We start from the raw sequence: 22,490 nt of genomic DNA on the forward strand, positions 1-22,490 counted from the left end.
AATTTTTTACCCCCTGTCCTTTGGCTGGGGGTTTGATTTTTTAGAACGCCGCAAAATGATCTCATATATTTCCGGAAAGCTGGCTCATAAGGAGGCGTCTTTCGCGGTTATTGAAGCAAACGGAGTAGGTTATGAACTGAAAATATCCCTTCAGACGTATGCTGCTTTGCCGGAGGAAGGGGCTGTTTGCCGACTTTTCACCTTTCTCAATATCAGGGAGGATGCGCACATCCTTTACGGTTTTTGGGAGTCGTCCGAAAAAAGCCTTTTTTTGCACTTGATAAGCGTATCGGGAGTCGGACCCGCTATGGCCCTGATCATGCTCTCCTCTATGTCGGCGCCAGAAATCCGGGGGGCAATCATCCAGGAGAATATACGAGTGATTCAGGGGATAAAAGGGATTGGCGCAAAAACAGCCCAACGGCTCGTCCTGGAGTTGAAAGACCGGATGCTGAAAGATGGGGGAGATAGTGATATTGCAGCGGCGTATAGCGGGGCGGGAGGCAGCAGGCGGGCAGAAGCGTTGGCAGCTCTGGTGACTTTGGGAGTAGCGAGGGCGGTCGCGGAGAAGAGCCTGGACGCGATTCTCAAGAAGTACGGCGAGAATGTGAGTGTTGAAGAACTGATAAAATTATCGCTTCGGTAAGTTACTTGTTAGTTTTGCAGCCGTATAGAAAATAATTGGATGGTATATTGCGTTTTGGATTCGCATACTGCAATAAGCCTTCTTCAAAGCAAATAGAAAATCGGTCGAATATTTTGCAAAAATATCTTTACCAGCTCTTGTTTCGTGCTTCTTTGCTCCTGGTAGTAGCGGTTTATATGGCTGCTGTTCCGGTCACAGATGTCCCGGTGGCAGGTCGTTATGATTTGAAGTTTTACCAGCCTGTCGTCGATACGCTGCCCGACACTACGCGTAAAGAGCAGGTGAGGTCAGGCAGGGGAACCAAGCTCAACTGGAAAGATTATTACAGGAACCGATTCCTGGAACCCCGGCCGAAGTCACCAATTTACCAGAAGCCTCCTTCAAACGTTTCCACGCAGATCGAACTCTCTCCGTCCGGAGATATTGTTGTGTCCGAACAGGTCGAATCGCAAAAAGGAAACCTGGAATACCGTCCAACCGAAAGTATTGATCTCAAGGATTATAACGCCATTCAAAACCGGCGGGTATTCGACAACCTGCTCCGGGACTATGCCGGGAAGTCGGAAGCATACGGAGCCGGGAGGCTGTTGCCCAAATTGGATCTGCCGCCGTCGCTGGACCGGTTGCTCGGGAATGATTTCCTGGACCTGATGCCCAATGGGTTTGTGACCATGGACATTGGTTTTATGAACCAGTTCAACGACAATCCGTCTATTCCTATACGCCAGCGCAGGAATTTTGACTTTGTATTCAAGCCGCAGATCAACATCAACTTTAATGCTAAAATCAGCGAACGGCTTGGTTTCCTGACCAACTATGACACCAAGGCGAGCTTCAAATTTGAAAACCTGCTCAAGCTAAATTACAAGGGCAAGGATGAGAGTTTTATTAAATCCGTTCAGGCGGGTAACGTGAACTGGATTACCAATACCCAGCTTATCCCGGGGATGCAGAACCTTTTCGGTTTGAAAACCGAGATGCAGTTCGGCAGGCTGCGTGCAACATTTGTTGCGTCTCAGCAACGGTCAAGAAAGGATCGCATCGTGCTAAGGGGCGGCGCTCAAGGAAAAGAATTTGAAATCAGGTCCGACAACTACGAAGAAAACAAGCACTTTTTCCTGTCGCACCTGTTCCGTGAGCAATACGAAAAGTCGCTGAAAACGCTGCCGAACGTGACTTCGCCTGCCGTAGTAACGCGGATAGAAGTATACGTTACCAACAGGACTGCCAATACGGCGGCCTTGCGAAATGTGGTCGGTTTTACGAACATCACCGAAAATTCTACGCAAACCCCGGTGGATATGCGGGAGGACCCGCTTTACAGGAGCCTTCTTACCTATCCGGCATTCCGGCAGGTAGACCAGACCAACACCACCCTTACGTCGGCGCCCCTGTCACTCAAAAAAAACATCGACTACGAACTTCTGCGCGGCGCGAAAAAGCTTACGCCCGAAAGAGATTATATCTTTAATCCGCAGCTGGGGTACCTGTCGCTGGTAGTTCCGCTCCGGAATGACGAGGTGCTTGCCGTGGCTTACGAATATACGTACAGGGGCCGGTCCTATAAGGTGGGTGAGCTTACCGAAGACTACCAGAACCTGAGGGACGACGAAGTGATTGCACTCAAATTGCTGAAATCTTCTACCATCCGGAACAACACCGCGCAGCCGATGTGGGACCTGATGATGAAAAATATCTATTCCCTGGGGGGATCCCAGATCGATAAACAGGGGTTCCAGTTGCGGATTATTTACAAGGATGACGTAACGGGGATCGACAATCCCAACCTGCAGGTCGGGCGCCGGTTGCAGAATCTGCCGCTTGTACGGGCCATGATGCTGGATCGGATGAACAATGTCGGGGATTTCCAGGCTGACGGGAATTTTGACTATGTTGAGGGGTATACAGTAGACCCCCAAAACGGGCGGATAATCTTCCCTGTTCTCGAACCTTTCGGCAAAACCATTGCCTCCTACTTTGACGCCGACGAAGCCGAGCTTGCCCGACAATACGTGTTCGATGAACTTTATCGGACGACCATGATCGAGGCGCAGCAAATCAACGAAAAGAACAAATATTATCTGAAGGGAAGCTATATGTCTGCCAACGGGGCGGATATCCAGCTGCCTTTCGGCGTATCTGAAGAGTCGGTGATGGTAATGTCCGGCGGGGTAGCGCTGGCCCGCGGATCTGATTATATCGTGGAAGCGCAGGCGGGGAGGCTGCGGATTGTTAATCCCTCCGTCATGAATTCGGGACGTGAAATCGTTGTGGAATATGAAAAACCGGACCTTTTCGACAACCAGATCAGAACTTTGGTAGGTACGCGACTGGATTACCTGCTCAACAAAGACGTCCGGATCGGGATGACGGCCATGCATTACAACGAGACCCCCGCCGGTTTTCTGAAGCGGGTGGCGATCGGAAATGAGCCGGCCAGCAATACCATTATCGGCGTCGATGGAAGTATCCGGAAAGAAGCGCCCTTTCTCACCAGGCTTCTTGACAAGCTTCCGCTGATCCAGACCAAAGAAATGTCATATATCCATTTCAAAGGCGAGGCGGCACAATTGTTCCCCGGGCTGAACCGGCGGGTCAATGGCCGGGCCATTGTCGATGATTTTGAGACGTCGAGGACAGTGTATGACCTGGCGCGGCAGGCAACCATGTGGAAGCTCGGCGCAACACCGCAGAATTCGGTGAAGTTTCCTTTTAACGGAGCCGGCTCCCAGAAGTTGGATTACGCCTTCAACCGCGGGAAGATATCGGTCTATAACGTGGATAACGTATTCTCCGGCAATGATTTCGGCGCTAATATAGGGATGCCCGTTCTGCCGGAAAGTGATGTAAAAAACCACTATGAGCGGATGTTTATGCCCCAGGAGCTTTTCCCCGGAAAGGCGCTTCCTGTGGTTAACCTGCCTTTGACCATTTTGGATGTCGCCTATTATCCGGCCGAGCGCGGAATGTATAACTACAATCCCGACCTTACCAGTCAGGGAAGACTGAAGGATCCGAAAAAGAGCTTTGCCGCCGTAACCCGTGCGATTTCCGCAGACAATGACTTTGATAATGCCAATATAGAAACCATTGATTTCTGGTTGCTAAATCCTTTTATCAACAGTCCGAACGGCGTGGTGCGGGCCGGCTATACCGACGCCTCCGGTAACAATATTGACCGGACGGCTACCGGCGGAAAACTTGTGTTTAACCTGGGCGATATATCGGAAGATATTATTCCCGATGAGCGGTACAATTTTGAAAATGGCCTGCCGATTGCCGAGCGGGTAGTCGGGGTTAATGTGGATTCGACGCAGTGGGGATATGTGACCCGCCAGCAATTCGTGATCAACGCTTTTAGCAATGAGCCTGGAGGCAGGGCGCGGCAGGATGTCGGTTTTGACGGCATGAACAGCAACGACGAACGCGCATTTTTTGCAGAGAGTTTCCTGAATAAAGTGGAGAGTACGGTGAGCCCCCAGGCAATGGAGCTCATTCGGCAGGACCCTTCAGGGGATGATTTTGATTTTTACCTGGGCGAAAAGTGGGACGCAGAAAAGGCTAATGTTCTGCAGCGTTACAAAAATTTCCTTGGGACCGAGAACAACTCCCCGGAAAGCACTCAGAACCGGAACCAGTTTACTCAGGCGAACACCAATCTGCCGGACGGTGAAGACCTGAATACCGACAATACGATAAACAACAATGAAGAATATTACGAATACGAGATCGACCTTCAGCCCGGGCAACTGGAAGTAGGGAAAGGATATATCGTCGACAAAACTTCTTCGGGCGAGGCAGAGTGGTATCTTTTCCGGATCCCGGTACGCGAGTTTACCGGCAAAACGGACAATATGAACAGTTTTAAGTCGATCCGGTTCATGCGAATGTACCTGACTGACTTTGAAAATCCGGTGGTGCTCCGTTTTGCGCAGCTCCAGTTGGTCGGTCAGCAATATCGTAAATACACTTACGATCTCAATGCCGTTAACCAGATGGAGGTGCCGGAGAAATATGATGCCAAGTTCACGGTAGGAACGGTCAGTGTGGAAGAAAACGGCCAGGTAGGCTCCGAAGCATCCGGTAAATACGTTTATGCCGTACCGCCGGGCTGGGAGCGAGACCGTGACTTTACGCAGCCCAACCAGAACTTTCTGCTGAATGAACAGGCAATGAGTCTCTGTGTGACCGGTCTTAAAGACGGTGATTCGAGGGGCGTATTTAAAAACGTAAACCTCGATCTTCAGTTCAGAAAGCGGCTGAAAATGTACGTACATATGCACAGCGATGACCCGATAGTGGGTGGAACCGGTGTGTTTATGCGCTTGGGAACGGACGTCAGCCAGAATTATTATGAAGTAGAAAAGATCAACCTGATCGCTACCAGGCCAGGCGACGCGGCGGCCTCCGCGATCTGGCCGGAAGCCAATGAGATGAATTTCCTCCTGGAAGACCTGATCAATGCCAAATCACAGCGGAACCGGGAATGGGGGAGAAGTTACTCTCAGCCGTACTCGGTGACAAGTGCCGACGGACAGTATCGTATAACGGTGATGGGAAATCCCGATCTGAGTCTTGTACGCGTAGTAATGATCGGCGCCAGAAATCCCGTGTCTGAAGACGAGCGCCCCCAGAGTTTTTGCCTTTGGGTAAATGAAATGCATGCTGAAGGATTTGACCAAACCGCCGGCTGGTCAGCAATTGGCCAACTGGATGCAAAGCTGGCAGATCTGGCCACCATTAAGGCAACCGGTCGTGTGGAAACATTCGGTTTCGGAGGCGTGCAGACCAAAATCGGCGAACGTTCCCGCGCTTTTACCAGTGATTTCGGGATCGCATCCAATATTTCGGTGGATAAGTTTTTGCCCGAAAACTGGGGCTTCAGCATCCCGCTGTTCCTGAATTACGACAGGAAACAGATTACGCCCACGTATGATCCCCTGGATCCCGACATGCGCCTGAATAACTCCCTGGACAATTTGAGGAGCTTCGACGAGCGGGAGCGTTACAAGCGCATGGTGGTAGACAATACGACCCGACGCGGAATTAACCTTTCAAACGTGCGGAAAATGCGCGTGGGAACCAGCAACCGGACCCCGCACTTGTACGATTTTGAGAATTTTGCTTTTACCTACGCGTTTAATGACCTGAAGAAATCCAATATCCTGACGGAGTCATTTCTGCAGAAAATGTATAAAGGAGGAATTGCCTATGCGTTCTCAAAAAACGCCAAACCATTTGAACCGTTCAAAAAGTGGAAAACGACAAATGCCTATACAACGTTTATCAAAGATTTTAACCTGAATCTTTACCCGACATCGATTGCGATCCGGGGCGACGTGGAACGGAGTTTTGTCCGTACCCAGCTTCGCAATGCCGAGCTGACTACCGACGGACAGCTCCCGTATTTCGAGAAGTTTTTCTGGTTCAACCGGTTCTATGACCTGACATGGAACCTTACGAAGAGTATGGTGGTGTCGTACAATGCATCTGCACGGGCGATCGTTGACGAACCTTACGGGGACCTGGATTCCAAAGCCAAGAAGGATACGCTATGGCGAAACTTTGCAAACCTGGGCCGGATAAAAGATTTTGATCAGCGGATTAATCTGACATGGCGGCTTCCGCTCGATAAGATTCCTTTTACGGACTGGATTGCGGCAGATTACAACCACCGGATCGGTTATAATTTCATGGCCAATGCTTTGGGCGCAGTGGATGAAAATGGCGCTGAATTTGGTAATATTCTTCGGAACAGCCGGGAGCGGGGAATTTCGGGGAGAGTGGACTTTGTAGCACTCTACAACAAGCTGCGGTATCTTAAATTTGCCAATACCCCCAGAGCCGCGAAAAAGAATTTTACCCGCAGCCCGGGCGACATCGAAGAGGCGCGTAGCCAGTCGAGCCAGCTGCTGAAAGATTTCACCAGGGTTTTGATGACGGTGAGGGGGATCAACGTGAGTTATTCCGTGTTGGAAACGACGGCCCTTCCCGGGTTCCTTGGCGCGCCAAGGTTCTTCGGGATGGATAAGGGCGGAGCGCCGGGCCTTGGTTTTGTATTGGGCGAACAGCAGAGGGATTTCCAGAAGCAGGCCGCCTCCAGGGGATGGTTAACCACCAGCAGAATCCTGAATCAGCCTTTCCAGCAGACCATTGACAAGCGATTTGAAGCCAATACCACACTTGAGCCGTTTAAGGACTTGCAAATCAATGTAAAGGCTGACTATACGCGCAAAGACGTATACCAGGAGTTTTACCGGCCCGACGAAGGAGGCGTTTTCAGATCCGAAAGCCCGTTGCGAAATGGCCAGTATAGCATGTCATTCCTTTCGTTCAGAACAGCCCTGGCAAAGATGAACAGGGATCACACCTCGCCGGTCTTTGATAATTTTATCAAGTACAGGCAGCTGATAGCCGATCGCCTGAACCGTGATGTCAACAACATCGGGGAGGGGACTTACAACGGGAACTCACAGGATGTGTTGATACCGGCCTTTTTTGCGGCTTACAGCGGACGGGGCGCCGACAGCACCGGGAAGATGAGAACGAGCCCGTTCCTCAAATTTCCGTTCCCCAACTGGTCGGTGAGATACAATGGCTTGTCCCAGATCCCGCTGTTCAAGAATATTTTCCAGTCATTTTCGCTGGAGCATAATTATACCTCTACTTATAGCGTAGGAAACTTTACCTCCTCGCTGAATTACGAGGAAATGTATGTAAACCTTGCCGTAACCGGTTATCTTATGGCTTCAAACCTGGTGAACAACAATCCGCTGTACAGCCACGTAAATGAGTACGGGCACTACATCCCGGTTTTTGCCATGTCTACCATCACGATGGCCGAAAGGTTTTCGCCGCTTATCGGTGTTAATTTCCGGACGACAGGCGCACTCACCGGGAGGATTGACTACAACCGCGACAGAACGGTCGCGCTGAACCTTGCAAATACTCAAATGCAGGAGCTGTTTAACCAGGATCTGACTGTAACACTTGGTTTTACCAAAAGCAATGTGGCGATCCCGTTCAAAATTAACGGCGTCAGGAAACGATTGAAGAACGACCTGACGGCACAGATGTCGGTTACCTTCAGAGATACGCGATCCATCCAGCGGAAGATCATCGAGATAGAAGAAGCAGGTGTGAAGCGCGAAGTAGCCGAAAATACGCCTACAGCCGGGAATATTAACTTCCAGTTGCGGCCGACGATTAACTACGTAGTGAGCAACCGGTTGACGCTGCAATTCTATTTCGAACGTATGTTTAACGACCCGTTGGTTTCAAACAGCTTCTATCGTTCGGTGTCCTCAGGCGGCGTCCAATTGCGATTCAACCTGGGAGAGTAACGGTTCCTTGCAAAGGGAGAACAACGGTCCCTTACAAAGGGAACCGGCCGGCTCAGATTTTTCTTTTGAGTTCGAAGTGCTGACCCAGGTACAGTTTTCTCACCTGCTCATCTGCGGCGAGCTCTTCAGCGCTTCCTTCCTTCAGGATCTTGCCTTCAAAAAGAAGATAAGCCCTGTCTGTAATAGAAAGCGTTTCGTTTACATTGTGGTCGGTTATCAGGATTCCAATGTTTTTGTGCTTGAGCTTCGCCACGATGTGCTGAATGTCTTCCACCGCAATGGGGTCAACGCCTGCAAATGGCTCATCGAGCAGGATGAATTTCGGATCTACCGCCAGTGCACGGGCTATTTCGGTGCGCCGCCGCTCCCCTCCGGACAAAACAGATCCCTTGCTTTTTCGTACGTGCTGCAGGCTGAATTCTTCCAGGAGCTCTTCCATCTTTTCACGCCGGGCTGCGCCTGAGAGTTTGGTGAACTCAAGAACGGCTTTGATGTTTTCTTCCACTGTAAGCTGGCGAAATACGGAAGCCTCCTGGGCCAGGTAACCGACTCCCAGCCGCGCACGTTTGTACATCGGCAGATTGGTAATGTCCTTGTCATCCAGGAAAACTTTCCCGCTATTGGGCTTCACCAGTCCGACCGCCATGTAAAAAGAAGTAGTCTTTCCCGCGCCATTAGGCCCTAACAGTCCCACTATCTCTCCCTGCTCAACCTGATAGCTGACCAGGTTGTTCACCATCCTTTGCCCGTATTTTTTGATCAGTTTTTCAGTTCTGAGAATCATTTTCGCCGTTCTTTCCGTTTCGGGTACAAAATAAGTACAAAGCGCTTACGGTATCACGACTTTAACGGTTTTTAATGCCGTTTCAGCGGAAAACCGTAGCAGGTAGATGCCGGAGGGCAGGGGATTTGCCGGGCTTATGGTAAGCAGATTTGTTTTGGTGTCGTAGTGGTTTTGTGTCCGGTAAGTATGACCCGACATGCAGACCAGGGCTACCTGACCGGGTAAAAAGCCTGAGCAAAGAAGCGTAATTTTATCAGGCAGTGCCGGGTTCGGGGCTAGCGTGGCAGTTGGTCCCGAACGGTCGAAGCTGATGGAGGAAAGCGGAGAGTATTTGATTTCTCCGTCGCTGCCTATCATTTTCAGACGGTAATAGTTCAGGCCATTGGCAGGGGAAGGATCCGTGAAGGCGTACCCGCGTTGCTCTGTATCGGTTACGTCGACGTGGCCTATAGGTTCGAAACCGTACCCGTTGAGACTACGCTCTATCTGGAAAAATGCGGCCGTGTGACCGGCCTCCATGGTCCAGTAGACCTGCACTTCATCAAGCTTCCGTTCGGTTTTGAAGCGGGATAAATTCAGGGGCAATTGAAAACCGTTGTCGCTCAGCTCAATGCGGTGAAGCCTCACGGTACCGGCCCCATTGGATAAAATGAAAGCAAAATTATTGAGGTCGACCGGGCTGACGGCGCCGGCGCCGCTGATCCACAAGTCTTCGTTGATCCAGACGGCAAACTTCCCGGGCGCAAGCGAAACGGCTGTTTTTTGAGGAGAAAGGTACGTGAAACTTTCAGCCCCGTTATTCATGGCCCACGTGAGCCTGACGCGCCCGTTTAAAGGGCTGCTCAAGACGGGGCCCGAAGCAGTGGTAATCCTGAAATTGTATGCGCCGCCGGGGTGGAAATCCAATGCCAGCTTGGAAAAGATCGAGGCATTGGGGATGAGGGTATGGGTAGAAATCAAGCCGTTCCCGACCGCGAAATAGGCGGCGATAGTTCCTTCCTGCGTCACGTCCCGGACGTCCAGCTCGAGATAGGCATGGAGGGTCTTCGGCGCCGGGTTGGCCAACGGCGTAGTTCTTATGATACGGATGGATCCACCGTTGCTGGGATCAGTCCGGATCGCGTCCAGGTAGCAGTTGCCGTTCAGAAGTTGCGCGGTCGATGTCGCTATGGCATAATCAACTTGCCCGGGCCCCGGTGAGGCAGACTGAAACGGAACTTCCGTTTCGCAAAAATCCTGTTTGAAATAGATGGATGGCTGTCCGCTTTGGGAGAAAGCCCTGAAGAGTACGGCAAGGCAAAGCCACGCCGTTATTAAGCTGGTTTTCATAGTATGCAGCAGGTATAGTAGTAAAGTATAGTGTTACGAATTTCGGGAAACCGGGGTCAAACCGCAAGTAATCCGGCTGAAAATGAAAATCGAAAATGTCTATTTGATTTGAAAGTCTATATCGGGGCGCTTAAACCCTCTCGAATAACGGCTTGACCAGTGCATTGACTTCAGCAGTCAGCGCTTTCACCAGGCGGCCCTTAACCTCTTCACGGTTGGTTACCATTCTTACCTCCCGGTAGGGCGCCGGTTCCTTGAAGTGCCGCAGAAATTGTTTTTTGCCCGGGACAAGCTCCTGGGCCGCAAGCTGGGGAAGAATGGTAATCCCACCGTTGCGCTCCACCATACGGATGAGCGTTTCGATGCTTCCTGACCGGAAGGCAAAAAGCTTGTTCAGCTCGCTTTTGCGCAGTTCACAGAATTTCCGGATCTGGTCGCTCAGGCAGTGTCCTTCCTCCAATAACCACAATTCATCGCCGGTTATGTCTTCCGGAACAATATAGGCCTTGTCATATAACCCATTGTCTTCCGACAGGTACACATAAAATTCTTCCCTGTAAAGCAGCGTTTCCTGGAGGCTGTTTTCCTGTAAAGGCGTTGCCATAATTGCCGCATCGATATTCCCGCTTTTCAGTTCAGTGAGAATGCGGGCCGTGACCATTTCACTCACCTGGAAGTTGATGTCCGGGTATTTTCGGGTAAACGCGGGTACCAGCATTGGCAGGATATAAGGTGCAACCGTCGGAATCACTCCAATCCGCAGATCGCCTCTCATCTCACCATTGAACCCTTTTGCCATCTCGTGTATGCGGTTCGCTTCTTTTAGCACGGTCCTTGCTTTTTCGATGATCTGCGCGCCGATATCAGTGGGAACAATCGGCTGCTTGTTCCTGTCGAAGATTTTTACGTTCAGCTCCTCCTCCAGTTTTTTGATCATCATACTCAAAGTAGGCTGCGTTACGCAGCACTGGTCCGCAGCCTGTACAAAATGACGGTGGTTGTCAACCGCGACAATATATTCGAGTTGTTGGAGATTCATACGCGTCCGGTAATTGAAACTGCAAAATTAGGCAATAGAGATGATTTATTGAAGAGAAGTTAATTATAGTTGTTATCTATAAAGTAGCCAATGGATCGGGCTCTCATTCTCAGGTTACAGGCCCTATTTTCCGGACTAGGGATGAGCGGGCGGATGTGGACCGAGGTTGTGGGCCTTCAGAAAGAATTTTTCAACTGCGGTCCACGTTAATTTTTGTTTTAACAGCCGGTTGGGAACAAACTGCTTTTTGAAAGAAACGAGATCGTCATACAGCCGGTCGGCATTTTCTGCCTGGAATGACGGGATTATGAACCCGGTGCCGCTCGACCGGACAAAGTCTGCTATACGGATCTCGCGATTGATAATAGCTGGTTTTTCTACCTGAATGCTGTCATACACTTTGTGGTGGCTTGCATAGCGGCCGTAGTCGCTGTCGGGCTCGTATATACACAGCAGAAAGTCGGCCCGGAGCGCGGCCAGCCTGAGCAGGCTTTCCTGTTTCAGCACGCCGAACCATTCGACCCGCGGATCAAGCGTCAGCTGGTAAGTAACTGCATCTGCAATCCAGCCGGCCATCAGGATCCGGATGCGTTTACCGGTCCTGATCAGCGTTGACAGGAGCTTCGTGCCCCGCTCGCTGCTAAGCCGGCCGCAATAAAGAATAGTAAGGCACTCGTCATTGAAATTTTGTTCAACCCGGTGTTCAAATGGCGGCGGGTAGTTAGGTAGAATAACTGTTTTCCGCTTCACGTAATCGGTCGACAGGCGAAAGCGGGACTCATCTGTAACAAAAATAACTTCCGCGGGTTTATAGAGCAGTTTTTTCAGAAGTCCCCAGCTGTTCCCCGTCCAGTTCCTGCGTAGAAAAATAGAATCGAACAAGTCGGCGACTACGCGTTTTTGTAGCCACAAAAGTGGCCACAGAACCATGAGCTGGGGTTCATTGATGACATGCACAGAGTGATATCGTTTGAAAATCAGCAGATGGCAGCAGCATTTGAAATACCTGAAGAGTGTAAGTGGGGCCAGTCGCCGCCCCCTGGTAAAATAGAGACGGTTGATGTTCAGCTTTGAAACAAAACAGGTTTCCGGGCTGACACCCAACCCTACGAAATCGATCTCGGCACCGGCCGCGGCAAGGCTGGCCACTTCCTTATTGACACGGGTATCCGATCCGTCGTTAAATGAGAGATAAAGGATCCTCCTGCGTCTGAATTGCGCGTTCATACGTTCGTTGATAAGTTTAGTAAGTAGGTAAATGGGAAACAGGGGCCTCAAAGGCCTTCCGTACCAATAGTTCGCCGGAACGGTTTCAGACGGCTCAGGGATACCCCGAGTCGTAATTGAGCAGGCTTTCCGCTATCTTCCTGCTGGGGGAGAGGTTAATCGGGTGGGGCGGCAGGCGCCGGGGTCTTCGCCCTTCGTTGTCTGCGTAGAAAAGGTCGAGGTGAAATTCGATCGCTTCTGCGTTTGTTCCGATTATTTTCACCTGCCCCGGAGCGGGCTGTTTCCCGGCCCCCTCGAAATTTTCACGCAGGATTAACGCTCTTTTTTTTAGAAAAGCACATTCCTCCTGTACGCTCCCGGAATCGGTGATAACGGCCCAGCATTTTCGTAGCGCCAGTACAAAATCGGGATAAATCAACGGCGGTGAAAGGAATATATTGGCTTGTCCCCGAAGCCGGGCGGTCAGGATTTCGCGGACTTCCGGGCGGCTGTGCAAGGGGAAAAGTACTTGTATTGACGGGTATTTCTGCGCTATTCTTACCAGAGCGGTGCAAAGGCTGTCGAGGGGTTGTTCCCGGTTTTCGGAAAACTGACAGGCGACGAGCAGTACTTTTCGGGCGGCTTCAAACGCATTTTTTACTTCGATGGAAAGTGCCTCCGAGAAAGTGGGCGTATTTTTCAGGGTTTGCAGCAAAGTTTCTTCCAGGGTATGGCCCGTAACCGCGATGGATTTTGGGCGGACCCCTTCGCGAAGCAGGTTAAGCGCATTCCTGTTGGTGGGAGCAAAATGCAGGGTGGCCAGAAAATCGGTCATGAACCGGTTGGCTTCGCCGGGGAATGGACTAGAGCGGGTGTACGAGCGAAGACCAGCCTCCACATGACCAATTTTAATTTTTTCGTAAAACGCGGCGAGGCTGGCCGCCAGGCACGTGCCGGTATCGCCGTGTACCAGGAGCCAGTCGGGGCAGAAGTCCTGCAGTACGCTTTTCATACCGGTAAGTATGGCGGCAATAATTTCTGACGCCGATTGACCGGGTTTCACTACACTTAATTCGTAGTCCGGGGCTATTCCCAGAAAAGGCAATAAATCGTCCAGTAAAGGTTGGTGCTGGCCGGTGGAGCAGGAGCGATGTTCAATGGTATCAATTTGCGCGAGATGGTGTACGACGGGGGCCATTTTAATGGCACATCGCCTCGTTCCGAAAACGGAAAGAATCTTTAATTTCTTCATGATGATACGCGATCGTTAAAGTATAGTATTTTATTATCAAGGATAAAAGTATGAATAAATATTATAATTTCAATATGAAGACTCCGCTGGCGCAGACTTTTTTTCTGAGGTAAGTGCCGGTTAAATGCCTGTCGTGCTGAATACCAGGACGACAAGCAGGCTCAAACGTCTCCGGCCCGGGCGGCGAGAGCGGCCAGTTCACGGATTTCTATCCCGGTTGCGCAGGCGAAATGGCCTTCCGGGCAAGCCTTATGGCCATGCAGGCCGCACGGCCGGCAGGTGAGCGGCGCATGCGTTTCAACCACGTACGATTCCGCTGACAGGGGACCATATCCGAAAGCCGGTATAGTGGAACAGTAGACGGCGCAAACCGGAGCATCGACGGCCGAACACAAATGCATGGGCGCCGAGTCGTTCACATAATTGAGTGCAGCACCTTTCATAAGCGCCGCAGACTGCAGAAACGACAGCTTGCCGCACAAGTTGATGACCCCATCACGGGCGCTTTTCCGTATAAGTTCGTCGGCGGTACCGCCATCGGCCGGGGCGCCTAAGAGGTAGATCCTGTGGCTTTTAGGTAATTGATCCACTAGTTTTACCCATTGATCAACCGGGAACTGTTTCGTGAACCATACCGAGGTAGGTGCGATGCAATAATAGGGCTCTTCCTGCAGGGAGGCAATCTTTTGCAGGTCATCTTCAAGCGGGTACAGGCGCGGCTTTTGGAGCGGAGCTTGTGTAATGGATTCCAGGAGCAGGTGGTTACGCCAGGTTTCGTGCATGCCGTTTTCAAACCGGTGCGGGTACCGGCGTGAGAACAGCCGGGAAAGCGGGTTTTTGGAAAATCCTATGGTCATACGGGCGCCGGAAAGAACTGTAAGAAAGCCGGTTGTGCTGTATCGTTGAAGGTTGATAACAACATCGTAGCTGTTTTTCCGGATTTGTCCGAGGAGCTTGAACAGGTTCCTGTATTTCCCGCCTTTTTTATCCCAAACAAGCACTTCGCTGAGAAAGGGGTGTCCACGGAACAATGACTCGTTTCCCTTTCTTACCAAGACGTCTATACGCGAGTCCGGAAGCGAACTGTGCAGGGTTTCCAAAAGGGAAGTGGCCAGAATGACGTCACCAATGAAGGCGGTCTGAATGACTAGGATTCGCCTGAAAACCATATAGCTGGGGAAATCCCGCGGATTATTAAATTGGTTACAATTGGGTAAAATTGAGTAATTTTGTTGTAACGCACGAGCAAATCGTGCTGATTTTTTGCAGCGATGGCGAGTTACAATTTGAAGCAGAGGGTTGCAGGAGCAGTACCATTGCAGTCCCTTCAGGAAGAATATGAATTATATACCTTCTCCAATGGCATACGATTGGCCCACAAACAGGTCACGAATACGCGTATCGCCCACTGCGGGATCATGCTTGACATCGGCAGTCGGGATGAGCAGGTACACCAGCAGGGCCTGGCCCATTTCTGGGAGCACATGGCTTTCAAAGGAACTCAAAAAAGACGCTCCCATCATATCATCAATAGCCTGGAACGGGTAGGGGGCGATCTGAATGCCTATACCACCAAGGAGAAAATCTGCTTTCATGCTTCGGTACTGGATGAGTATTTCGCGAAAGCCGCCGACCTGCTTGCCGACATTACCTTCCACTCGGTATTTCCCGAAAGACAGATAGAACGGGAGCGTAACGTAATCCTGGAAGAAATGGCCATGTACCGGGACTCTCCCGAAGATTCCATCCAGGATGATTTCGACGCGCTTATTTTTGACGGCCATTCGCTGGGATATAATATTCTCGGAACGACAGAGACGGTCAGCAGTTTCACCAAACCTGATCTCAATACTTTTATCCGGGATAACCTGGATACTTCACGCATCGTGTTTTCTTCGGTAAGCAGGTTTCCCATGCAAAAAGTCATCCGGACGGTAGGAAGGTTCCTGGAAGACCTACCGGCGACCACGGTCACGCGGCCCAGGATCAGGCCCGGGGCCTATCAGCCGAAGCAGGAAACCATGAAGCGGGACCTTACCCAGGTTCAATGTGCCCTGGGATCACCGGCTTACGCATTGGATCACGAAAACCGGCTCCCGCTATTTGTATTGACCAACCTGATAGGCGGTCCCGGAATGAACTCCCGCTTCAATATGGCGCTCCGGGAAAAGCATGGTTTTGTGTATGCAATTGACGCTTCCTATACGCCTTATCTCGATGCCGGTTTTTTTGGCGTATATTTTGGTACCGAACGAAAGCACCTTGACAAGAGCATGTCGCTGATCATGAAAGAGTTTAAAAAACTCCGTGACACGCCGCTCACCTCGGCACAGTTGCATTTTACAAAAGGACAGATCATGGGGCAGCTGGCCATGTCGGAGGAAAGTAACAACAGTTTTATGCTCATGATGGCGAAAAGCCTGCTGGATATCCAGAAAGTTGAGCCGCTGGCGGAGATATTTGAAAAGATAAGGCTGATTAGTGCCCGGCAGCTACAGGACGTGGCTCAGGAGGTATTCGATGAGAGGCGGTTTTCAATACTGACTTATTTGCCGGAAGAGTAGCAATTCCAAAGCAGTAGTTCATAACAGACTATTATCATAACAAACTATTATTAACTATACCAAACTCTACTAATGCTAAAACGATTGTTATTGGCAGCCGTAATTGTGGCTGCAAGTGTGCAAGTAAGTCCTGCCCAAAAAAAGAAAAAGAAAAAAGAAGAGCCCGTAAAAACTGAAAAGACCGCATCCTCTGTGGGGGCCGACAAGGCGAAAGCCGCTCAGAAAAAAGGCCCGAAGCCCTATAACGAAGTGATTGACAGTACAGCAAAAAGCCAGAAAGGCTTGATGGGCGTTCATTTTGTAGGGGATAAATGGTATTTGGAAGTACCGGATTCCCTGCTTGCCCGCGACATCATGTCGGTTACCCGCTTTTCGCGCGTGGCGGGCGGCGGCGGCGTTTTCGGTGGAGAGGAGGTGAACCGCCAGATGATCCGCTGGGAAAAAGGTCCTGAGAATAATCTTTTGCTCCGGTCGGTTACGGTGTTGACGGTAAGCCCGGACAGTGCCCGGCCGATTGCAGAAGCCGTACGGAATTCGGCAGCCGATCCTATTATCGGGGTGTTCGATGTAAAAGCGCTAAAGAAAGCGGATAAGCATCAGAGCTACGTGGTTGAAGTAAGTGATTACTTTAATGCAGACAACCAGACGTTTTCACTGAGCTCGATTTCGAAGCAGATGCTAAAATTGTCTGCCTTCAAGAAAGATGCTTCTTTTATAAGCAAGATCAGCGCCTATCCGGCCAACGTTGAAATCAAAACAACCAAAACGTTCGCAGTGGTGCCGCCGATGGTTACAACTGCGCCCGTTCCCCAGGTGGGCAACTACATGCCCTCGGGACGCGACGCAGGGGTGGTGACATTCGATATGAATACTTCCCTGATTGTTCTCCCCAAAGTCCCGATGGAGACCCGGCTTTTCGACAACCGGGTAGGGTATTTCGCCAATAAGTATACCGTTTTCGGCGAAGAATCCCACCGGGCGGAAGAGCAGGTTTTTGCCGTTCGCTGGCGTTTGGAGCCTAAAAATGAGGCCGATGCGAAACGTCAGAAAGCAGGGGAACTGATAGAGCCCAAAAAGCCCATTGTTTTTTACCTCGATCCTGCAACGCCCGAGAAGTGGCGGAAATATTTGAAAGCCGGGGTGGAGGACTGGAAACCTGCCTTCGAAAATGCAGGTTGGAAAAATGCAATCCGAGCCGCTGACTGGCCCGTATCAGACAGTACGATGAGCCTGGAAGATGCGCGTTTTTCGGTTATCAGGTATTTTGCCGCAGATATTCAAAACGCTTATGGTCCCAATGTACATGATCCCAGGAGCGGCGAAATCCTGGAAAGCCATATCGGTTGGTATCACAACGTGATGCGGCTACTGAGAAACTGGTACCTGGTGCAGACTGCTGCCGTGGATCCGAGGGCGCGTAAGAAGAAATTTGACGACGAGCTGATGGGCGACCTGGTACGGTTTGTTGCGGCTCATGAAGTCGGGCATACCCTGGGGCTCAGACATAATTTTGGCGCCAGCTCGGCTACTCCGGTAGAAAAACTGCGTGACAATGAATGGCTGGCCAAAAACGGGCACACTTCCTCTATTATGGATTACGCGCGTTTCAACTATGTGGCGCAACCCGGCGACGGTGTGACCCACTTCTTCCCGGGTGTGGGTGATTATGACAAATGGGCCATTAAGTGGGGCTATAGCTTTTTCGAAAAAGGGGAAGATGACCGCGCCATCCTGAACCAATGGACCAAGGAAGCGTACCGGAAGGCGGCACTTCGTTTTGGAACGGAAATAAATCCTCATGATCCCCGGTACCAGTCGGAGGATCTGGGGGACAATGCGATGAAAGCTTCCGCCTATGGAATCATGAACCTCAAGCGTATATTGCCGAATCTGGTCGAATGGAGCAGGGAGGACGGTGAGAGCTACAAGGAGCTTGAGGAGCTCTACGGCAATGTGGTAGGCCAGTACCGGAGGTACCTGGGGCATGTAACCAAGAATGTTGGCGGGATTTATGACAACCCGGTTACCTATGACATGCAGGGGCCGGCTTTTGCTGCAGTTCCGAAAGAGATGCAGCGCGAGGCAATAGCCTTTCTTAATGAACAACTGTTTCTGACGCCGACCTGGCTGCTGGATTCTTCTGTCGTGAATAAGCTGAAGCCGGAAACCGGCGTCGAGGCCATTAAAGCGATCCAGTCTGCTACCCTGGCGTCTTTGTTTGCCGGGGACCGGGTGGTGCGCCTGATGGAAACCGGCAGCGCGCGGGGCGCCTATTCGCTTGATGACTTGTTCACTGATCTCGGGAAGGGGATTTGGTCGGAGCTGGCTGCCGGCAGGGTGATCGATGTGTATAGAAGAAACTTGCAGAAGGTATTTGTAGAAAACCTGATTGCGCAGCTAAAACCGGGCAGGGCGGTAGTGCCTTCGATTCCTCCGGGTGTTACTTATGGCATTTCTATCCGGCCAGTTGAGCTGTCGCAGACGGATTTGCCTTCGATTGCGCGGGCCCATCTCGAAAGCCTGAAACGGCAGGTACAGGCGGCAATTCCCAAAACCGGGGACCGGTTAAGCAAATTCCATTTGCAGGACCTCAGTCAGCGTATCGCGCTCGCACTCAATCCGAACCAATAGGTGGTCAGGCGCCGGATTTTTTAAAATTACAAAAAGCCCGGGGGCATAAAAACCAAAAACCACTGGTGGGAAATTCCTGCCAGTGGTTTTTGGTTTTTAGGGTTATATCAACCCAGGATCTCTTTTTTTCTTTTTTCAAGGCGCTCCTTGGCCTTTTGCAGCTCGGCTTTCTTTTCTGCCGTCGCGTTCTTTATATCCTCATCTACTTTTTTCAGGTCTTTTTCGATCGCATCGTACTCCTTTTTCGCCGCGGCGTTAAGCTTGCTGATTTTTTCATCGATTTTCGCGCCGGCTTCGTTGGCTGCGTCTTTCACGTCAGAAACTGCCTCATTGGCCCCCTGCTTAATGTCAGTTGCTACGTTGTCAAGCGTTTCTTCGGCTGCATTTGCCGCGTCTTTCATATCCTGCTTTGCGGATTCAGCAGTTTCGGTCGCTTCTTCTTTGGTACTTTTTGAACAGGAGCTGAAAGTAAGGCCCCCGACTACCATCAGAGTCCCTAATAACAAAACGGTCTTTTTCATTTTTATTTGGTGGTTATAGTTTGATACTAAACGTGAATTCAATTTTTTAGGTATGTACGTGAATTCTTTTTTAAGCATTTTTTTGCCGTAAAATTCGAGCGATGACCAACGCCGCACAAGCCTTACATGCAGGTCCCGTAGCAGGTTGCCGCCAAAGCCCGGCTTTTTTGTTTTTTGGGACTTAACGTCTTGAAAGTTAGTGTATTTTCAATGATAATTCACGGTCGATCCCTATTTCTTCCAAAAATGAAGCGTCGTGTGATACTACCACCAGTGTTCCGCTGTAGGCGGCGATGGCGTTCGAGAGTATCTCGATATTCCGGATGTCGAGGTTGTTCGTAGGTTCGTCGAGCACAATGAGATCGGGTGTGTGGCTTTGAATGCCAAGGCAACACAAAGTCAGGCGCATCCGTTCCCCGCCGCTTAATACGCCACACCGCTTTTCCCAGTCCTCTTTCGTAAAAAGAAACCTGTTGAGCCTGGTTTTTACTTCATGCTCCCGGAGTGCCGACGTGTTGAAGAGCTGCGCCTGTTCGTAAATTGTCATTTGGTTGTTCAGCAATGAATAGTCCTGGTCGACGTAGACCGATTGGACGTCGGCTCGAAATACCTTCCCCTCATCCGGAACGGATAATCCCAGAAGGGTTTTTATCAAAGTGGTTTTTCCCGATCCGTTGCTGCCCAGGAGCGCGACCCGGGCGCCGCTTTCGAGCCTGAAATCCACTGCCTGCGGCCATAGCTTTTTCCCCGCAAAACGATAGTTGACGGCTGTCGCCTCAAAGAGAATTTTGCCCTGGTGCAGGGAGGCGGAGGCCAGGCCTAGTTTCATCTGATCCGGGTCTGTCCGGGAACTGCGCAATTCGTGCAGGCGCTTCGAAATTCCCGCCGTTTTTTCTGCATGGTCACCTTTTAATTTTGCAGTGCTGTTTTCCGCCTTATTGCGAAGTGTGTTCATCATAATGCGCGCAACTCCCGCCTTTTCCTGTTTCTTTTTGCCCCGGTTATCCAGCTTTTGCTGGCGTTCCATCGTTTCCCGTTCTTTTTCACGTGCTTTTCTGAGCTCGCGGACCTGGTTCTTGATATCCTGTTCAAGCGCATCGTTTTCTATTTCCTTTGCTTTTACATAGAAGTCGTAGTTGCCCCCGTAGAGTGCCAGCCCGTTTTTGCTGAGTTCGCCTATTGTGTCATGCAGGTTGAGCAGGCGGCGGTCATGGCTGACGGTGAGAACGGTTTTTGAGGTGCTTTCTATAAAAGCATACAGTTTTTTCCTGGCATGGGTGTCCAGGTGATTGGTAGGTTCATCAAGCAGGACTATGCCGGTTTGATGAATGTCGATACCTGCCAGGAAAACCCTGGTTTTCTGGCCCCCGCTTAACGTGCCGAGGTTTCTTTCCAGGGTAGTGTCGGCCAATTCCCAGTTGTGAAGCGCTGTCGAGCAGCGTTCTTCAATTTCCCAGTCACCATCCAGCCGGGACAGGTTTTCTTCGGTTACCAGGCCATTCAGAATCTCCTTCAATGCGTTCAGTTTGGGCGCTATCCCGAGTGCCTGGGCTACTGTAAGATGGTCGAGCTGACCGAAAATTTGCGGAACAACGAAAACCGGGCCCGAAAGGCTTACGACTCCTGCGGAGGGAGATAATTCGCCGGCGATAATTTTTAGCAAAGTGGATTTCCCTGTGCCATTCTGGCCGACAAGGGCCATTTTTTGTTTTTCAACGACCAGACTAAGGTCATGAAACAACTGATCCCCACCGGGATATGTGTAGGTAATGTTCTGTAAGATAATCATGATTTCCTGCCTGAAAGTACTAAAAAGGGCCGCCGCGGAACGGGGGCGCTGTCTCAGTGATTCGGAAGAAATGAAAATCCTACATAAGGGGATGTGCCTTTTTGAAAGGCAAATATAGTGGTTTTTTATATCAGGACCAGGATTCTTGCTGGGCGGATCAGGACTGGAAGAGTACCTTGGTCCGTTTGAGCGCAGAGCCGATCACCTGGTGCATGTCGTAATAGCGGTATTCCGCGAGCCTTCCGCCAAAAATAACGTTGCTTTCATTTTCGGCCAGCTCTTTATACTTCCGGAAAACCTCGTCGTTCCTGGTGTCGTTGATCGGGTAGTAGGGTTCAGCGCCCTGTGTCCATTCTTGCGGGTACTCGTAGGTAACTACCGTTTTGGGTTGGGTGCCGAATTCAAAATGCTTGTGTTCAATGATACGGGTATAAGGAACTTCCGCTTCGGTGTAATTGACTACGGCATTTCCCTGGAAATTCTCCTGGTCCAGCAGCTGGTGTTCAAAACGGAGGCTTCTGTACTCGAGACTGCCGAACCGGAAATCGAAATATTCGTCAATTTTACCGGTATACACTACTGTTTCGGCCAGCGCTTCCAGTTCTTTCCGGTTGGCAAAATAGTCGGTCCCCAATCTCACCTCGCTGCCTTCGAGAAGGCCCTCCGAAAGTTTATTGTAACCACCGATCGGGATTCCCTGGTACTTGTCGTTAAAGTAATTATTGTCGTAAGTAAACCGCACCGGAAGGCGCTTGATAATAAAGGAAGGCAATTCTGTGGCCTTTCTTCCCCACTGTTTTTCGGTATAGCCCTTGATCAATTTGTGGTAGATATCCGTACCTACGAGCGAAATGGCCTGTTCTTCCAGGTTCTGCGGATCCGTAATATCGGCCTGGCGCACCTGCTCGGCAATCTTTGCCCGTGCTTCTTCCGGTGTTTTGACCTTCCACAGGCTATAGAAGGTATTCATATTAAAAGGAAGGTTATACAGCTCGCCCTTAAAATTGGCGATGGGAGAGTTGGTATAACGGTTGAATTCCACGAATGAATTAACAAAATCCCAAATGGGCTTGTCGTTGGTGTGGAAGATATGCGCACCGTACTTGTGTACGTTAATACCCTCTACATTTTCGCAATAGGTATTTCCCCCGATGTGACCCCTGCGGTCCACCACGAGTGTTTTTTTTCCGTGCTTAACGGCCTGATGCGCAAAAACACAGCCCCATAGACCGGCGCCGACAATAAGATAATCAAAAGGTTTGGTAGCGGGGCTGGAATCAGATTGCACTGGGAACTCTGTTGTGTGGAAAACAATGGACAATTGTAAAGAAAGGATGTCCAAAAAGAGCTTCACCTGTTCGTCATGGCGTACGCTTTGTCCTGGAT

At 50.6% G+C, this 22,490-nt stretch carries 13 protein-coding genes; 4 read left to right on the forward strand and 9 right to left on the reverse strand.

Annotated features, from left to right (window positions below; genetic code table 11):
• Nucleotides 1-55: 55 nt before the first annotated feature.
• Both ruvA and sov read left to right on the forward strand, forming a co-directional pair.
• Complete coding sequence (gene ruvA / locus ABD852_RS04320; RefSeq protein WP_345026792.1) at nucleotides 56-646, forward strand: Holliday junction branch migration protein RuvA; 591 nt, start codon at nucleotides 56-58, stop codon at nucleotides 644-646.
• 113 nt (nucleotides 647-759) lie between these two features.
• Entirely contained in the window at nucleotides 760-7,989 is a 7,230-nt protein-coding gene (gene sov / locus ABD852_RS04325) for a T9SS outer membrane translocon Sov/SprA (RefSeq protein WP_345026793.1), read from the forward strand.
• Nucleotides 7,990-8,041: 52 nt separating this feature from the next.
• Here sov and lptB read toward each other — a convergent pair whose 3' ends face one another.
• The 6 genes from lptB to ABD852_RS04355 all read right to left on the reverse strand — a co-directional run bounded on the left by lptB (nucleotide 8,042) and on the right by ABD852_RS04355 (nucleotide 14,768).
• A complete protein-coding gene (gene lptB / locus ABD852_RS04330; RefSeq protein WP_345026794.1) occupies nucleotides 8,042-8,773 on the reverse strand; it encodes an LPS export ABC transporter ATP-binding protein in 732 nt (243 codons plus the stop codon).
• Nucleotides 8,774-8,818: 45 nt separating this feature from the next.
• Nucleotides 8,819-10,102 carry a T9SS type A sorting domain-containing protein gene (locus tag ABD852_RS04335; RefSeq protein WP_345026795.1) on the reverse strand — a complete coding sequence of 428 codons (1,284 nt, stop codon included), beginning with the start codon at nucleotides 10,100-10,102 and terminating at the stop codon, nucleotides 8,819-8,821.
• A 130-nt stretch (nucleotides 10,103-10,232) separates the two neighbouring features.
• Nucleotides 10,233-11,141: a hydrogen peroxide-inducible genes activator gene (locus tag ABD852_RS04340; RefSeq protein WP_345026796.1), complete on the reverse strand. Its 909-nt coding sequence runs from the start codon at nucleotides 11,139-11,141 to the stop codon at nucleotides 10,233-10,235.
• A 135-nt stretch (nucleotides 11,142-11,276) separates the two neighbouring features.
• Entirely contained in the window at nucleotides 11,277-12,368 is a 1,092-nt protein-coding gene (locus ABD852_RS04345) for a glycosyltransferase family protein (RefSeq protein WP_345026797.1), read from the reverse strand.
• 94 nt (nucleotides 12,369-12,462) lie between these two features.
• On the reverse strand, nucleotides 12,463-13,599 hold the full coding sequence (wecB, locus tag ABD852_RS04350; protein ID WP_345026798.1) for a non-hydrolyzing UDP-N-acetylglucosamine 2-epimerase: 1,137 nt from the start codon (nucleotides 13,597-13,599) through the stop codon (nucleotides 12,463-12,465).
• A 161-nt stretch (nucleotides 13,600-13,760) separates the two neighbouring features.
• Complete coding sequence (locus ABD852_RS04355) at nucleotides 13,761-14,768, reverse strand: glycosyltransferase family 9 protein (RefSeq protein ID WP_345026799.1); 1,008 nt, start codon at nucleotides 14,766-14,768, stop codon at nucleotides 13,761-13,763.
• 102 nt (nucleotides 14,769-14,870) lie between these two features.
• Here ABD852_RS04355 and ABD852_RS04360 point away from each other — a divergent pair, with 102 nt between their 5' ends.
• Nucleotides 14,871-16,163, forward strand: a complete 1,293-nt coding sequence (locus tag ABD852_RS04360) for a M16 family metallopeptidase (protein WP_345026800.1) — start codon at nucleotides 14,871-14,873, stop codon at nucleotides 16,161-16,163.
• A 72-nt stretch (nucleotides 16,164-16,235) separates the two neighbouring features.
• Nucleotides 16,236-18,794 (forward strand): zinc-dependent metalloprotease, encoded by a 2,559-nt coding sequence (locus ABD852_RS04365; RefSeq protein ID WP_345026801.1) that lies wholly within the window; start codon nucleotides 16,236-16,238, stop codon nucleotides 18,792-18,794.
• Between the two features lie 107 nt (nucleotides 18,795-18,901).
• On the opposite strand, the gene ABD852_RS04370 is transcribed toward ABD852_RS04365, so the two are convergent.
• The 3 genes from ABD852_RS04370 to glf all read right to left on the reverse strand — a co-directional run bounded on the left by ABD852_RS04370 (nucleotide 18,902) and on the right by glf (nucleotide 22,392).
• Nucleotides 18,902-19,315 (reverse strand): hypothetical protein, encoded by a 414-nt coding sequence (locus tag ABD852_RS04370; protein WP_345026802.1) that lies wholly within the window; start codon nucleotides 19,313-19,315, stop codon nucleotides 18,902-18,904.
• A gap of 196 nt (nucleotides 19,316-19,511) precedes the next feature.
• A complete protein-coding gene (locus tag ABD852_RS04375) occupies nucleotides 19,512-21,104 on the reverse strand; it encodes an ABC-F family ATP-binding cassette domain-containing protein (RefSeq protein ID WP_345026803.1) in 1,593 nt (530 codons plus the stop codon).
• Nucleotides 21,105-21,261: 157 nt separating this feature from the next.
• Nucleotides 21,262-22,392 (reverse strand): UDP-galactopyranose mutase, encoded by a 1,131-nt coding sequence (gene glf / locus ABD852_RS04380; protein WP_345026804.1) that lies wholly within the window; start codon nucleotides 22,390-22,392, stop codon nucleotides 21,262-21,264.
• Nucleotides 22,393-22,490 lie beyond the last annotated feature (98 nt).

Source organism: Ravibacter arvi, assembly GCF_039540405.1.
GTDB classification, from domain to species: Bacteria; Bacteroidota; Bacteroidia; order Cytophagales; family Spirosomataceae; genus Ravibacter; species Ravibacter arvi.